Raw genomic sequence first — 14,054 nt, 5'->3', positions numbered from 1 at the left:
TAAATATCTGTCTTCTAGGGGATAGTCTTTATGCTTGTGAACCGATTTATGAATTATGTGATGAGTATAATTGGGAATTTATCTTTAGATTTAAAGAAGGAAGAGCCAAAACTCTCTGGGAAGAAATTCAGGTTATAAAAAGCTTTGAAAACAACGAAATTACTTCTACATTGGCTTTTGAAAAACAAGAGTTTAGTTGGGATGCAACTTATATTAATGAAGTCTCATATAAACATAGATTTATTAATACCGTAGATTTTACTGAGACAATTTTTAAGAAATCTAAAGATAAAGACAGCCGTGAAAAAACGACCAAAAACTTTGTTTTTGTTACGAATATACAGATTACCAAAAGAAATGCGTTCAAAATTGTATCTGCTGGTAGAAGTAGGTGGAAAATTGAAAATGAAGGCTTTAATAACCAGAAGAATATAAGATATGACATAGAGCATGCTTGTTGTTTAAATTATCAAGCTATGAAAAACCACTATTTATTAATACAGATATCAGACATATTAAGACAACTGTTAGAAAAAGGTAGCGTAGCAATAAGAGAATTAAAAGTTGGTATAAAAGAAATATCTTCAAGAATATTAGAATCTTTTCGACGAGAACCTCTAATATCTGAAGATATATCACGATTAAATCAACATATAAAAATACGAGACCTATAACAATATAATTTTAACAAAGGTGATGATAAAAAGAAAGACTATGGAACAAAAAAATAGAAAAAATTTTATTGGTTGCAAAGCAACCTAAGATATTATTTTTAAAATTATCGGAATAAAGATATTTTCTTAATTTTCTGAAAAAGAAAAAATCAATTTAAGAAGATTTTCTAAACATAAATTAATTTAATCGTTGATACTGAATGACCATAGAAAGAGTTGAACAAAAAGACAAGAGCACTTTACTTTACTATAAAAAGGAAGGCTATGTTAAAGGACTTGATGTATTTCAGTTTGAGGTAATAGGTAAAGACAGTAAGGTTTATGTGAACTATGGTAAGATGGGCATAGATGCCAAAGACCTAGGCGATGATCATTATGTGGTGGAACTACCAAAACTAAACGAGAATCAAAAGTACACTATAAAAACCACCAATTTTGGACAGTTATTTGATGTAAGAGAAGACTTGAAGTTCAAAATTAAAGTTAACTAATTATAAAATGGATTTGAAGAAATCCCTGCAGGCTACACAACTTTTTTCAATATTTGCTCTCAGTAGCTGGTCTAGGCCATTGAAATTATTAGGTTTAGATTGAAACAATAATGTTTCCTTAACAGTAAAAAAGGCTGGATACAAATCCAGTCTTTTATGCTTTCACATCTAATTTAATACCCACATTTGGGTTTACGCTAAGCTCCATCATCTTTATAAGAGCTTGAGCATCATCCTTTGAGGTGTCTATTGTTTTCTTTGTTAGTTCAGTACCAACTTCTTGAGATAAGTTTTCTTGCTTCATGGTTATTGATAGATTAGCTATGTCTGTAATCATATCCATAGTATCCTCTCCCTTTATCCATTTGTTTTTATAATTATATATTCTTAAAAAGAGAACCACTCTCTCTTAAACTTTAGATAAACTTTAGGGGATTCTAATGAAAATAAAAAGCTTTTAATAAGTGGTTCATTTTTATTATCGGGATATGAAGAAAAAACTTAACTTTATATGAATAATATTCTATTTATTTTATAATATTTTTTAATATAAATATAACAAGTGTTAAAATATAGTAAGTTTTCAAGGCTAATACTTGGGTTATATTGTATTGATAGTATAAAAATGATAATATTGTATGTAATAGTTTTGAGGGGGGAGAGAGTATGCTAGAGGTAGATTATACACATGTGGCATTTGCGATAATAAATTTAGTAGTATTGATAGCTATAATTTTTGTTGTAATAATGCTCTTTAAAAAAATAAGCTACTATTTGAATTCTACTAAGAGAATAGAAGACAAAGTGGACAAAATCTTAGAAAAGCTAGAAGAAAAAAATAACTAGTAATTCTAGTTTATGTGGGGGCGATAAGTTTGGTTAAGAAGGTAAATATAGTAGATGATTATCACGGAACGAAAATATATGATCCATATAGATGGATGGAAGACATCCATAGTGAGGATGTTAAAGCTTTTGTGGAAGAACACAATAGAATATCCGAAGAATACATTAAGTCCTATGAAGGCTATGAAGCTATAAAAGATAGAATCAGTGAACTTTGGAAGTATGAATCTTATTCTTCACCTTTTAAGAAAGGTGAGTATTATTACTTTTTTTATAATGATGGAAATAGCAATCAGCCAAGTTTATATAGAGCAAAGGATATAAAAGGAGAGAAGTTTCTTTTAGTAGATCCCAGTGTATATTCTGAGGATAGTACCTCCTCCATTGGGGCTATTGCAGTAAATGATAAAAAGGACATATTAGCTTATTCTATATCTCAAAAGGGCAGTGACTGGCAGGTGATAAAGCTACTGGATATGAAAACAATGACTACTCTCAAAGAAGAGATAAATTGGTGTAGATTTACATCAATCACCTGGCTAGAGGACAACGAAAGATTTATATATTCAAGGTATCCTCAGCAGGGAGCTATGGAGGATGAAGAACTATCTTATCATAACATGGTGTGTATTCATAGATTAGGAAGTAGTCAAGATGAAGATGAAGTACTAATAGATGGTAGCGAAAGATCACCATATTCTAATTATGTAAGTTTGTCTTATGATAAAAAATATATTTTGATTGAAAAGAGTATAGGAACTTCTACAGAAAACCTAGTTCACTTGAAGGAAATAGATAGTGAAAATGAGTTTTTTAATCCATTAGAGGGTAAAAATGCTCTTTGGTATTTTCTGGGAAATAAAAGTTTCAAGTTTTACTTTCTAACTAATTATAATGCACCTAAAAATAGAATTGTTGAGATTGATATAAGAAATTTTGAAGAAGAAAATTGGGTAGAAATAGTTCCAGAATGCGCTACTGATACAATATCAGATGCTGTATATAATGATGGATATATATTTATGTCAGTTATGCACGATGCTTATCATAAGGCTGCGCTTATAAACGTAGAAAGCAAGGAAGTTACTTACTTAGAAATAGGTGCTATAGGAGCAATTTCTGAAATATCTTGTGGTGAAAAAGGAAAAGAAATTTTCTTCTTATTTGCTTCGTATTTTGTTCCTAATACAATTTACAAAGTAAAGCTTGAAGATAAAACCTTAGAAAAAGTTATTAATCCAAGAATTCCTTTTGACTTTTCTAATTATGAGACAAAGCAAGTATTTGTTAAATCAAAAGATGGTACAAAAATACCTATGTTTCTAAATTATAAAAAGGGAATTAAGCTAAATGGAGAAAATAAAACCGTGCTTTATGCTTATGGCGGTTTCAATCTTAATAGAATTCCAGAGTTTAGAGTACCGGAAATAGTATGGATGGAAAGAGGCGGAATATACGCAGTAGCAAATATTAGAGGCGGTAATGAATACGGTGAGCAGTGGCATAAAGCTGGTATGTTAGAGAATAAGCAAAACTGCTTTGATGATTTTATTAGTTGTGGGGAATATCTTATTGAAGAAAATTATACTAGCAGTAAGAAGCTTGCAATAAGAGGACGCAGCAATGGAGGATTATTGACTGGGGCTTGTATGGTTCAAAGACCTGATCTCTATGGAGCTGTAATTACTCAAGTTGGAGTACTTGATATGTTAAGATATCATAAGTATACCATAGGAAGGTTTTGGATCCCGGAATATGGTGATGCTGAGAACAATCCTGAAGATTTTAAGTTCATGATAAAGTATTCACCTCTGCACAACATAAGAAGTGGTATAGTATATCCTCCAGTATTTGTGCCTACAGGAGATAATGATGATAGAGTATTACCTTGTCACTCCTACAAGTATGTAGCTACCCTTGAAGAAGTATCTTCTGGAGTAAATCCTTATACTATTAAAGGTAGAAAAGAATGCAGGACATGGACAAGGCAAGCCTATATCAAAACTAATAGAAGTAGAAGCTGATATTTATAGTTTTTTAGAAAAAACATTGAAGTAGATTTAGAGGTAATATAAATTGAATAACTATATAAAAAATTCATTGATAGACATAGCAAAAGAAAAAATAGGTTCTAATGATCCTTCTCATGATATAAATCATGCACTAAGAGTCTTAAATAATGCAGAGATTATATGTAATAAAGAAGGAGGGGATATGGATATAGTTATACCTGCTGCGCTGTTTCATGATATCATCTGTTACCAAAAGAACAGTCAAAAGTCAGCACTATCATCAAAACACAGTGCTGATATGGCAGCTGATATATTAAAAAACTTTAAAGAATATAATTCTTCTAAGATAGCAATGGTATATGAGGCTATTGAAAAGTGCTCTTTTTCTAAAGGAATTATACCAAATTTTTTAGAAGGAAAGATTGTTCAAGATGCAGATAGATTAGAAGCAACTGGAGCTATATCCATAATGAGAACCTTTTGTTCTGCTGGACTTATGAAGTCAAGCCTCTACAATGTTAATGATCCCTTTTGTGTAGAAAGAGTCCCTAATGGAAAACAGTATGCCTTGGATTTATTCTATTCCAGATTATTAAAGATTAAGAACACAATGAATACAGAAACTGGAAGGATATTAGCAGAAGAAAGATCTTTGGTATTAGATCAGTTTTTAGACAGCTTAAGAAGAGAATTAGGTATCATTGATAAGTAAGTATTCTAATATTTAAGTATTCAAAGGATTTTAATTTACTCAGATAGAAAAGCTTGTGATAATTAAAGTGATAAAGTTAGGGTTTAATTAATTACTATATAAATGCATGAAAAAAATTTTAATAATTGACAGAAATTGAAGTTTTGGATATTATTATATTATAATGAAAAGACGTTCGCAGAAAGTGTGTTTCTGTGTAATGAGAGCATATAAATCATAAAGTATTTATGGACCTAGTCCTTTATATTTTGATTTATGTGCTCTTTTTTTACTGTATAGGAAAATATGAAATTTAAAAAAACTCAAAAAGCCTAACTTATACATTCTAGTTTGAATTTATTTGGTAAAATGCATAAGTTAAGCTTTTAAGAGCGATCTAAACTAAAGGGAGGGGCAGACATGAAGAATAAAATTAAGGACTTTATATTACTATTTATTGGATCAGTATTAGTAGCAGTTGGAACATATTTTTTTCTAGCACCAAATAAAATTGCAGCTGGGGGGATAAGTGGTGCTGCAATAATTATCAATAATTTGATACCTAAACTGCCTATAGGCGGACTTATGATGTCTATGGAAGTAGTTTTATTTCTACTTGGTATAATTATAATAGGACCATTTTTTGGAGGGAAAACAATTTTTTGTAGCTTTTCTATCTCAGGGCTTATATTGATTTTTGAAGAATTGTTTCCAAAAGTTCAACCAATTAATAATGATATTTTGGTACAACTTATATTTGGAGTTTTAATTTGCGGTGTAGGCATGGGAATTGTGTTTAATCAAAATGCATCAACTGGAGGAACAGATATAATAGCAAAGATTATTAATAAGTATTTTAATATCTCCATAGGTAATTCACTTTTAGCTGCAGATATTATTGTTACAGTAGCGGCAACCTCTGTATTTGGACTAAATGTAGGAATTTATTCAATACTTGGAGTAATAATTAACTGTACACTTATAGACAAGGTTATAAATACTCTTAACACCTATAAGCAAGTTGCCATAATAAGCTCTGAAGGGGAAGAAATAAAGAGATATATAATGGATGTTCTTGAAAGAAGCGCTACAATTTATTATGCTAAAGGAGCATATAACAATAATGAAAGTGAAGTAATTACAACTATTCTTAGCAGAAAGCAGTTTCAGCAGTTGAAGCAATTCATAGCAGATATAGATGATAGAGCTTTCATAACCATAAACGAAGTAAATGAGGTGCTTGGAGAGGGCTTTACCTTTAGTTAACTATAGGATATTAATAAAATAGTAATCAAGCTATATGAGTTGAAAGCAAACATTTTTAAACCACACTGTTGTATTTATATTTACAACAGTGTGGTTTTCATTCTTTAGGAAGTTATATTGTATATAAGGCTGTGGAGAATTACGACATCTATCAGATTTTCATCTTGTGCATTCGAAAATGTAGAGGGGCAAAAAAAGCTCATTAAAGCATCGGATGACTGACCGCTTAATTTCAACAAGGTACTTTAACAGAGCCTAAGTTTAAAAAAATTAAATTATAAGCTAGTGGTTATAACTTTAGTGTAACAAAAATGTAATTTATGAAGTTAATGTAAGATGCTATAATTGGAAGGAGTATATTATATAGGGAATCTTTACGAAAACTTAATTTATACTTGTTATAAAATCGCGACTTCTGGCGATTTTGTGGAATGTTTAAATTAGTAGTTGAACTTGGTTTCCTATAGTAGGGGGAAGGTTTTAATGGGTCTGTTTAACGTTAGTGCTACAATAATTATTTTTATATCTTTTGTTATTTGGGTTATATATAGGTTAATACTTTGGAGAAAAAATAAAAAGATAAATTATCTTAGAGAAATTTGTATGAATATATTTTTCATATACTTACTTGTAGTTCTTAGTTTGACCTTGTTTAAGATGGGAGAGCTTATGATATCCTCTCATTTTAATCGTTCCATAAACATAATACCTGTTATTGAAACTATTCGCATGTTCAATGGTAGGGGATCACTAAGAATAGCAATATATAATGTTGTTGGTAACAGCTTAGTACTAATTCCTTTTGGGTTTATGCTTCCAATCCTATTTGAGAAAACTAATAAAATATCAAAAATTGCTTTTTATGGTGCAATGACTTCAATATTTATTGAGTTTTGTCAATACTTCACAGCAAACAATACTACAGATATTGATGATGTTATACTAAATACCTTTGGTGCAGTTATAGGGCTAGTGTGCTATAGGATTTTTAACAAAATATTGAAGATAATTAAATTAAATCATTTAGTAGAAAAAATAACTGATAAAGAAAATAATAAACTCTTAAGGCTTGCAATAAAACCCTTATCAGTAATGGTTGCTGCAACTTTAGTGTTATGTTCAATTGCTTTTTACAAGAACACTTATTCAAATAAGCTATCAGATAAGGATTTGTATGTGCAAGCTTTTAATCAATTTAGTGGACAGCTTGTAGCTAGTAAGAATCTTAAGGAAAATAAGATTTTACTAATAGATAATAAAGATTACTTAGAACTTGAGGATATGCCTAAAACTATCGGGAATAGGTATGTTAGGGATGCTTCAGTGCAAATGGATATGAGAAATAGAGATCACGGTTATTATGTTGATATATTGTATAGTGACAATGGTCATAAAGCACAGGTGGTGGCTTTCGGTAAAAACAAGAGTTCTAAGACAATAGAGATAAATTTTAATGGTAAATTAATTAAAGAAGAATTAAAACCAAAGGAATTCTTTATAGTGGCACATCCAGCTAATGAAAATTTGGCTGAGAACTCAGATGTATATAACTTTGGCAGAGGGGAATGTAAGGATTTAACCATAAAGTTTTATGACGATAAAGGAAAAGAGGACAAGGATATGGAGGATTCTTTCGGACATAACTAATTAGTTATTGATACGGGACATTCATTTAATAAAAATCTGCTGAGTATATTATAGGTATCCTTTGAGAAAACTTAAGTTATGCATATTGGAAAATCGTGGTTTCTTTAGACTTTGTGGAATGTATAAATTAATAGTTAAAGTGGGGGTCCTATAAGATACATATCACTGATTGATTGAAAAAAATACGGTGCTGTCTTAATAGTTTTTAATGCTAGTGGACAGTACCGTATTTTTGTTTAAGCGCAGAATAAGAATGTTAGTTTTATTAAATTGATTTTTAATATAGCTTATGGTTAAGTGCTCAATTTCAACCTAGTGTCTATGTGTGAGCTAAGTATAAGCTCTTTAATGCCACATACACTCCGTTACTTTCATTTCAGTGAATATTGCATCAAAGGAAGCTTCACTTGGACTGCAGGCATAGATTCCAAAATTAATTTCCTCAGCTCCTTTAAAAAGATGAAATATTCTCATCTGATAAAAGGTGATTCCATCATAGGAGTTTTCAACACAAAAGTCGCTGCCACGACGGCTTAATCTATAGTACATAGATTTTATATTAGAGTCAATATCTGTTGTTGCCCAATCTGAGTAGCCTAGATTGGTAACTACACTTCCAAGTCTTTGATAATGTTCATCCTCATATTCGATAGATGCCTTAAACCAGTTATCGCTATCTTGATATATGATAACGCCACATTGATCGTACTGAGCTTTACTATCAAAAGTTGTTTTAACAGTGAAGGAGAAGAACTTTTCAGAAGTTGAAGCTAGTAATGCAGGAGCATTGTCATGCTGAAAGTTATAATAAGTGTTCTGCCAAAAATCTGTATTTCCTTCTGTTTTAATAACAATCTTATCTTCAGTTACCTCAAAAGCTTTTGGTTTGAAGATCCAATTCATATCATGAGTATCTAAGTTAAACATATTAACACCTCGCAGCTTTAATATTTAATTTGTTTTAGGAAAGTACAATGTAATTATATACCAAGTATTAAGCTTGTGTATAGTTAGACTTATAAAAGTATTACATGAGAACATGTACAATAGTATTCAATTACAAAAATTATAATTATGATGTTATATATAGGAAACCTATACGAAAACTTAATTTATACTTGTTATAAAATCCCGGCTTTTGGGGATTTTGTGGCATGTATAAATTAATAGTTGAGTTAGGAACCCTGTAGAGAAGCATTTACCTATGAACTTCAAGAATTAATAGATTAGTAATTGAAGTTATAACCATACTATTATCATATAATTATATAATACTTTTATTGTAGCTATAATTTTAAAGTTTATCTTAAAAATTACAGGAGTTTTAAAATTTATTCAAAAATTAAAAAAAGATTAGCAGAAACACCATTTTAATAGCTGTTTATAATTGAAAGTAATCGTTACAAATCCACGTATACTGATTATAATTTTATATAACTAATTGAGGAGAACACAAAATCATCTAAAAAAAGCCTAATTCTAGTGTGAGAATAGGCTTTTTTTATTTAGCTGTAAAAAACTAAATATCTTGAACTAAGGCTTTGAAAACATAAGATAGTTTATCTAATTGGTCACCAATGCTAGCAAAAAGTTCTATATGCCTTTTTCTAAGGGGTTTAGCTAAAAACAATTAGAGATATATAATGAGCCTACAAGAAAGGTAAAGATTAAGGGGGAGTTAATATGTTAAAAGATATTATTTTTATTGGAGCTATGTTTATCATATATTTCTTGTTCAATATTCTAGTAGTGTTTTGTGATAATTCAATAGAAATCAAGTTACAAGGCTAAAGGGAAAGAGGTAAATTGTATGATATTTTTAGTGATTTTAGTTATAGCATTATTTGTATATCTTGGATATGCATTATTTAATCCAGAGAAATTTTAAAAAGAGAAATTTAGGATAAAGTGTGGAGGACAGAAATGGATATTTTACAAATAGTATTAACCTTGATTTTATTTATTTTACTAGTAGTACCTATGGGAAAATATTTATATACAGTGGCTACAGGTGAAAAGTCTTTTGGTGATCCTATCTTTGATAAGGTTGATAACTTTATTTTTAAAGTAGGTGGCATCAATAAAGAAGAAATGAGCTGGAAAAAATACGCTATTTCATTATTAGTATGTAATGCCATTATGGCGATTATAGCATATGTAATTTTAAGAATTCAGTGGGTTGGATTATTAAATCCTAATCATATAAGTGGGATGGAGCAGAGTTTAAGCTTTAATACTGCAATAAGCTTTATTACAAATACCAATCTTCAAGATTATAGTGGTGAATCATCCCTGTCCTACTTTAGTCAGATGATTGTAATAATCTTTATGATGTTTACCTCAGCTGCTAGTGGATTTGGAGCAGCCTTAGCTTTTATTAGAGCCCTAACAGGAGAAAAAAAGACAGTAGGTAACTTTTTCGTTGATATAGTAAGAATAATAACTAGGGTTTTTATACCTTTATCAGTAATAGTTGCAGTAATACTTATGTGGCAAGGGGTTCCTCAAACCTTATCCGCTAATATTACTGTACACACAATAGAAGGAAAGCTTCAGGATATAGCTTTAGGACCAGTTGCAGCTTTAGAGGCAATAAAGCATATTGGAACAAATGGAGGAGGCTTCTTTGGAGCTAATTCAGCCCATCCATTTGAGAATCCATCAGCTATTAGCAATTTAATAGAATTACTTTCTATGATGCTGTTACCAGGCGCTCTAGTTTATACCTTTGGACTTATGGTTAAGAATAAGAGACAAGGCTGGACAATATTTGCTGCAATGGCTCTATTGTTTATATTGGTTTTACCTATAGCTTATACTGCTGAAAAGGCAGGAAATCCTGGACTAATTAGTACAGGCCTATCGCAAAGCTTAGGTAATATGGAAGGAAAGGAAGTTAGATTTGGAGTAGCACAATCATCTTTATTTACAACTGTAACAACTGCTTTTACAACTGGTTCTGTAAATAATATGCACGATTCCCTTACTCCTCTTGGAGGTATGGTAGCTTTGTGGAATATGATGTTGAATGTGGTTTTTGGTGGTAAAGGTGTTGGTCTTATGAGCATGCTTATGTATGCAATACTATCTGTATTTTTGTGTGGACTTATGATAGGAAGGACGCCAGAGTTTTTGAGAAAGAAGATTGAAGGCAAGGAGATGAAGCTAATAGCACTAGCTATAATAATTCATCCATTAATTATATTGCTACCTTCAGCCTTTTCCTTAGTTATTAATAGTGGGCTAGCAGGAATTACTAATCCAGGTTATCACGGCCTGTCACAGGTATTGTATCAATATGCATCTTCTGCTGCCAACAATGGTTCGGGCTTTGAAGGTTTAATAGATAACACTGCATTTTGGAATACTGCCACAGGTATAGTGATGCTTTTAGGTAGATATGTTTCAATGATTTTACTTTTAGCTGTAGGTGGTTCTTTAGCTGAAAAACAATTACTTCCTGAAAATGAGGCAGCTTTTAAAACAGATAACAAGATGTTTATAGTTATTCTTGTAGCAGTAGTTATCATAATTGGTGCACTTACATTTTTACCAGCTTTAGTATTGGGCCCAGTATCTGAACATCTAACTATTGGAAGGTAGACAATTAAAAAGGAGTAATTAAAATGAGTAGAAACAGTAAAAAGTTTATAAATAGAGAAATTGCATTCACTGCTTTTAAAGATTCATTTATAAAGCTAAATCCTAAAACCATGGCGAAAAATCCAGTAATGTTCATAGTTGAGATAGGCTTTATATTGACTATGCTTTTAACTATATTTCCTAAGGCTTTTGGTGATAGTGGACAAAATATAAGACTATATAATGGAATAGTTTCACTGGTATTGTTCATAACTGTTCTATTTGCAAACTTTGCAGAAGCTGTGGCAGAAGGTAGAGGAAAGGCACAAGCTGAAACTTTAAAAAAGACAAGAAAAGATACAAAAGCCAAGCTTTTAGATAAGAACGGAGCTATAACAGAAATAAGTGCCAGCGAATTAAAGAAGGGTGACATTGTATTAGTTGAAAATGGTGATTTAATACCTAATGATGGTGTAGTCATAGAAGGGCTTGCTTCAGTTGATGAATCAGCAATAACTGGTGAGTCAGCTCCAGTACTTAAGGAAGCTGGAGGAGATTTTAGCTCTGTTACAGGAGGAACTAAGGTAGTAAGTGACTGGTTAAAGGTAAAAATATCTGCTGCTCCAGGTGAGTCCTTCTTAGATAAGATGATAAGCCTGGTAGAAGGTGCTTCGAGACAAAAAAGTCCTAATGAAATTGCATTGAGTACTTTGTTGGTTAGTTTGACTATAATCTTCTTAATAGTAATAGTAGCACTTTTACCAATGGCTAATTATTCAAAGGTTAAGATTCCTATATCTACTTTAATAGCTCTTTTAGTTTGTTTGATACCAACTACCATAGGAGGTTTACTTTCAGCAATTGGAATAGCAGGAATGGACAGGGTTACACGTTTTAATGTTATAGCAATGTCTGGAAAAGCTGTAGAAGCTTGTGGAGATGTAGATACTATGATTCTAGACAAAACTGGAACAATAACCTTTGGTAACAGAATGGCTGCAGAGTTTATTCCACTTGGAAAGCACACCTTAGATGAAGTTACTAGATTTGCAGCACTTTCTTCAGTAAAAGATGGCACACCAGAAGGAAGGTCTATTGTAGAGTTAGCTAACAAAAATAATATGGTAGTGGATGAAAAAGAATATATAGACAGTGAGTTTATTGAGTTCACAGCTCAAACTAGGATGAGTGGTATTGATATAAAAAATGGTATTAAGGTAAGAAAAGGTGCTACTGATGCCATAAAAGCCTTTGCTAAAGAAGAAGGTGGAGAGATTCCAAGTGACTTGGATGAGGTTACAGAAAAGATATCCAAACTAGGTGGTACGCCTTTAGTAGTTGCAGTAGACAAGTATATAGTAGGAGTTATATATCTAAAAGATACAGTGAAGCCAGGTTTGGTAGAGCGTTTTGAGAGATTACGTCAGATGGGAATTAAAACTGTCATGTGCACTGGAGACAATCCACTTACTGCGGCTACAATAGCAAAAGAAGCAGGTGTAGATGATTTTATAGCAGAATGTAAGCCAGAAGATAAAATTTTTGTAATAAAGAAGGAACAATCAGAAGGAAAGATAGTGGCTATGACTGGAGATGGGACAAATGACGCACCAGCTTTAGCTCAAGCAGATGTAGGCCTTGCTATGAATAGTGGAACTCAATCCGCAAAAGAGGCGGCTAATATGGTGGATTTAGATTCTGATCCTACAAAGATTTTGGAGGTAGTTGAAATAGGAAAACAGCTTCTTATAACAAGAGGTGCCCTTACTACTTTTAGTATATCCAACGATGTTGCTAAGTATTTTGCTATCATTCCTGCTATCTTTGCTATAGCTATTCCTGAGATGAATAGGATAAATGTAATGTCTCTTTCTACTCCTACAAGTGCTGTACTATCAGCCTTAATATTTAATGCTATAATAATTCCACTTTTGATTCCTATAGCCATGAAAGGTGTAAAATACAAGCCTATGAAAACTGAAAAAATGCTACTTAAAAATATATTGCTATATGGAGTTGGTGGAATAATTGTACCATTTATAGGAATAAAAGTTATAGATATATTAGTAACACCACTTTTAAAAGTATTAGGCTTATAAGTATCGGAGGGATTATCATGAAAAATATTATTAAAGCTTCACTAAGAATAACTTTGATTTTAATTATATTATGTGGACTTGCATATCCTTTATTAATAACTGGCATTGGAAAAGTATTTTTTGCCACTAAAGCTGAAGGAAGCTTAGTTAAATTTAATGGGCAGGTTGTAGGTTCTAAACTAATTGGACAAAACTTTACAGATGAAAGGTTCTTTAGAGGAAGGGTTTCAGCAGTTAATTATAACACTTACAAAGAGGAAGATAAGCTTCAAGATAAAGATGGAAAAGTTGCATATAGCGGAGTTGCTTCAGGATCACAGAATCTAGCACCTTCAAATCCAGCTTTAGCTGAAAGAGTTTCTAAGGATATGGAAGAGTTTTTGAAAAGTCATAGTGGTCTTAAAAAGGAAGATATACCTACGGATTTATTAACAAGCTCTGGTTCAGGACTTGATCCGGATATAACTCCAGAATCAGCAAAAATTCAAGTCGCTGCAATTTCTAAAGCTTCAGGCATATCAAAAGAAAAGTTGGAAAATTTAATTTCCAAGCACACTGAGGAAAGAGCCTTAGGAGTTTTTGGAGAGAAAAGAGTTAATGTATTGATGCTTAATCTTGAAATAGCGGATATATTAAAAGCTCAAGGAAAATTATAAAGCGGCAACACTCTGATACTAAGTCTATCAAAATAAAGCTTCGTAAATTTGTTAAAGCTTTATTTTGATTTTAATGATTGAAGTAGTATG

13 protein-coding genes are annotated in these 14,054 nt (G+C 31.5%); 11 read left to right on the top strand and 2 right to left on the bottom strand.

Annotation, left to right across the window (positions count from 1 at the left end):
* Window positions 1–5: 5 nt before the first annotated feature.
* Together C1I91_RS28585 and C1I91_RS17525 are read left to right on the top strand one after the other, a co-directional pair.
* Window positions 6–674 carry a transposase gene (locus C1I91_RS28585; RefSeq protein ID WP_205694333.1) on the top strand — a complete coding sequence of 223 codons (669 nt, stop codon included), beginning with the start codon at window positions 6–8 and terminating at the stop codon, window positions 672–674.
* Between the two features lie 200 nt (window positions 675–874).
* Window positions 875–1,165 carry a hypothetical protein gene (locus C1I91_RS17525; protein WP_128214031.1) on the top strand — a complete coding sequence of 97 codons (291 nt, stop codon included), beginning with the start codon at window positions 875–877 and terminating at the stop codon, window positions 1,163–1,165.
* A gap of 154 nt (window positions 1,166–1,319) precedes the next feature.
* Here C1I91_RS17525 and C1I91_RS17520 read toward each other — a convergent pair whose 3' ends face one another.
* Window positions 1,320–1,508, bottom strand: a complete 189-nt coding sequence (locus tag C1I91_RS17520) for a YjfB family protein (protein WP_238475815.1) — start codon at window positions 1,506–1,508, stop codon at window positions 1,320–1,322.
* A gap of 323 nt (window positions 1,509–1,831) precedes the next feature.
* Between C1I91_RS17520 and C1I91_RS17515 the strand changes: the two genes are divergently transcribed.
* The 5 genes from C1I91_RS17515 to C1I91_RS17495 all read left to right on the top strand — a co-directional run bounded on the left by C1I91_RS17515 (window position 1,832) and on the right by C1I91_RS17495 (window position 7,627).
* Window positions 1,832–2,011 carry a hypothetical protein gene (locus tag C1I91_RS17515; RefSeq protein WP_128214030.1) on the top strand — a complete coding sequence of 60 codons (180 nt, stop codon included), beginning with the start codon at window positions 1,832–1,834 and terminating at the stop codon, window positions 2,009–2,011.
* A 29-nt stretch (window positions 2,012–2,040) separates the two neighbouring features.
* Window positions 2,041–4,035 (top strand): prolyl oligopeptidase family serine peptidase, encoded by a 1,995-nt coding sequence (locus tag C1I91_RS17510; protein WP_128214029.1) that lies wholly within the window; start codon window positions 2,041–2,043, stop codon window positions 4,033–4,035.
* 52 nt (window positions 4,036–4,087) lie between these two features.
* Entirely contained in the window at window positions 4,088–4,735 is a 648-nt protein-coding gene (locus C1I91_RS17505) for an HD domain-containing protein (RefSeq protein ID WP_128214028.1), read from the top strand.
* 399 nt (window positions 4,736–5,134) lie between these two features.
* A complete protein-coding gene (locus C1I91_RS17500) occupies window positions 5,135–5,980 on the top strand; it encodes a YitT family protein (protein ID WP_128214027.1) in 846 nt (281 codons plus the stop codon).
* A 483-nt stretch (window positions 5,981–6,463) separates the two neighbouring features.
* Window positions 6,464–7,627: a VanZ family protein gene (locus C1I91_RS17495; protein ID WP_128214026.1), complete on the top strand. Its 1,164-nt coding sequence runs from the start codon at window positions 6,464–6,466 to the stop codon at window positions 7,625–7,627.
* Window positions 7,628–7,972: 345 nt separating this feature from the next.
* Here C1I91_RS17495 and C1I91_RS17490 read toward each other — a convergent pair whose 3' ends face one another.
* Entirely contained in the window at window positions 7,973–8,554 is a 582-nt protein-coding gene (locus tag C1I91_RS17490; RefSeq protein ID WP_128214025.1) for a DUF1349 domain-containing protein, read from the bottom strand.
* A gap of 883 nt (window positions 8,555–9,437) precedes the next feature.
* On the opposite strand from C1I91_RS17490, the gene kdpF reads away from it, so the two are divergent.
* The 4 genes from kdpF to C1I91_RS17470 are packed head-to-tail and all read left to right on the top strand — an operon-like array spanning window position 9,438 to window position 13,964.
* Window positions 9,438–9,515: a K(+)-transporting ATPase subunit F gene (gene kdpF, locus C1I91_RS29820; protein WP_128216029.1), complete on the top strand. Its 78-nt coding sequence runs from the start codon at window positions 9,438–9,440 to the stop codon at window positions 9,513–9,515.
* A gap of 35 nt (window positions 9,516–9,550) precedes the next feature.
* Complete coding sequence (gene kdpA, locus C1I91_RS17480) at window positions 9,551–11,230, top strand: potassium-transporting ATPase subunit KdpA (RefSeq protein ID WP_128214024.1); 1,680 nt, start codon at window positions 9,551–9,553, stop codon at window positions 11,228–11,230.
* Window positions 11,231–11,253: 23 nt separating this feature from the next.
* Window positions 11,254–13,308 carry a potassium-transporting ATPase subunit KdpB gene (kdpB, locus tag C1I91_RS17475; RefSeq protein ID WP_128214023.1) on the top strand — a complete coding sequence of 685 codons (2,055 nt, stop codon included), beginning with the start codon at window positions 11,254–11,256 and terminating at the stop codon, window positions 13,306–13,308.
* Window positions 13,309–13,325: 17 nt separating this feature from the next.
* Entirely contained in the window at window positions 13,326–13,964 is a 639-nt protein-coding gene (locus C1I91_RS17470) for a K(+)-transporting ATPase subunit C (protein ID WP_128214022.1), read from the top strand.
* The last annotated feature ends 90 nt before the right edge of the window (window positions 13,965–14,054 follow it).

Origin of the sequence: Clostridium manihotivorum (assembly GCF_004015185.1) — a bacterium.
Classification (GTDB): domain Bacteria; phylum Bacillota; class Clostridia; order Clostridiales; family Clostridiaceae; genus Clostridium_AR; species Clostridium_AR manihotivorum.
The sequence above is the reverse complement of the archived record's forward strand: the minus strand, read 5'-3'. Positions and strand labels throughout refer to the sequence as shown.

Excerpts from the sequence above, each read along its gene's own strand:
- kdpA (WP_128214024.1), top strand. The coding sequence starts at position 9,551 with ATGGATATTTTACAAATAGTATTAACCTTGATTTTATTTATTTTACTA.
- C1I91_RS17520 (WP_238475815.1), bottom strand. The coding sequence starts at position 1,508 with ATGGATATGATTACAGACATAGCTAATCTATCAATAACCATGAAGCAA.
- kdpB (WP_128214023.1), top strand. The coding sequence starts at position 11,254 with ATGAGTAGAAACAGTAAAAAGTTTATAAATAGAGAAATTGCATTCACT.
- C1I91_RS17495 (WP_128214026.1), top strand. The coding sequence starts at position 6,464 with ATGGGTCTGTTTAACGTTAGTGCTACAATAATTATTTTTATATCTTTT.
- C1I91_RS17515 (WP_128214030.1), top strand. The coding sequence starts at position 1,832 with ATGCTAGAGGTAGATTATACACATGTGGCATTTGCGATAATAAATTTA.
- C1I91_RS17525 (WP_128214031.1), top strand. The coding sequence starts at position 875 with ATGACCATAGAAAGAGTTGAACAAAAAGACAAGAGCACTTTACTTTAC.
- C1I91_RS17500 (WP_128214027.1), top strand. The coding sequence starts at position 5,135 with ATGAAGAATAAAATTAAGGACTTTATATTACTATTTATTGGATCAGTA.
- C1I91_RS17470 (WP_128214022.1), top strand. The coding sequence starts at position 13,326 with ATGAAAAATATTATTAAAGCTTCACTAAGAATAACTTTGATTTTAATT.
- kdpF (WP_128216029.1), top strand. The coding sequence starts at position 9,438 with ATGATATTTTTAGTGATTTTAGTTATAGCATTATTTGTATATCTTGGA.
- C1I91_RS17490 (WP_128214025.1), bottom strand. The coding sequence starts at position 8,554 with ATGTTTAACTTAGATACTCATGATATGAATTGGATCTTCAAACCAAAA.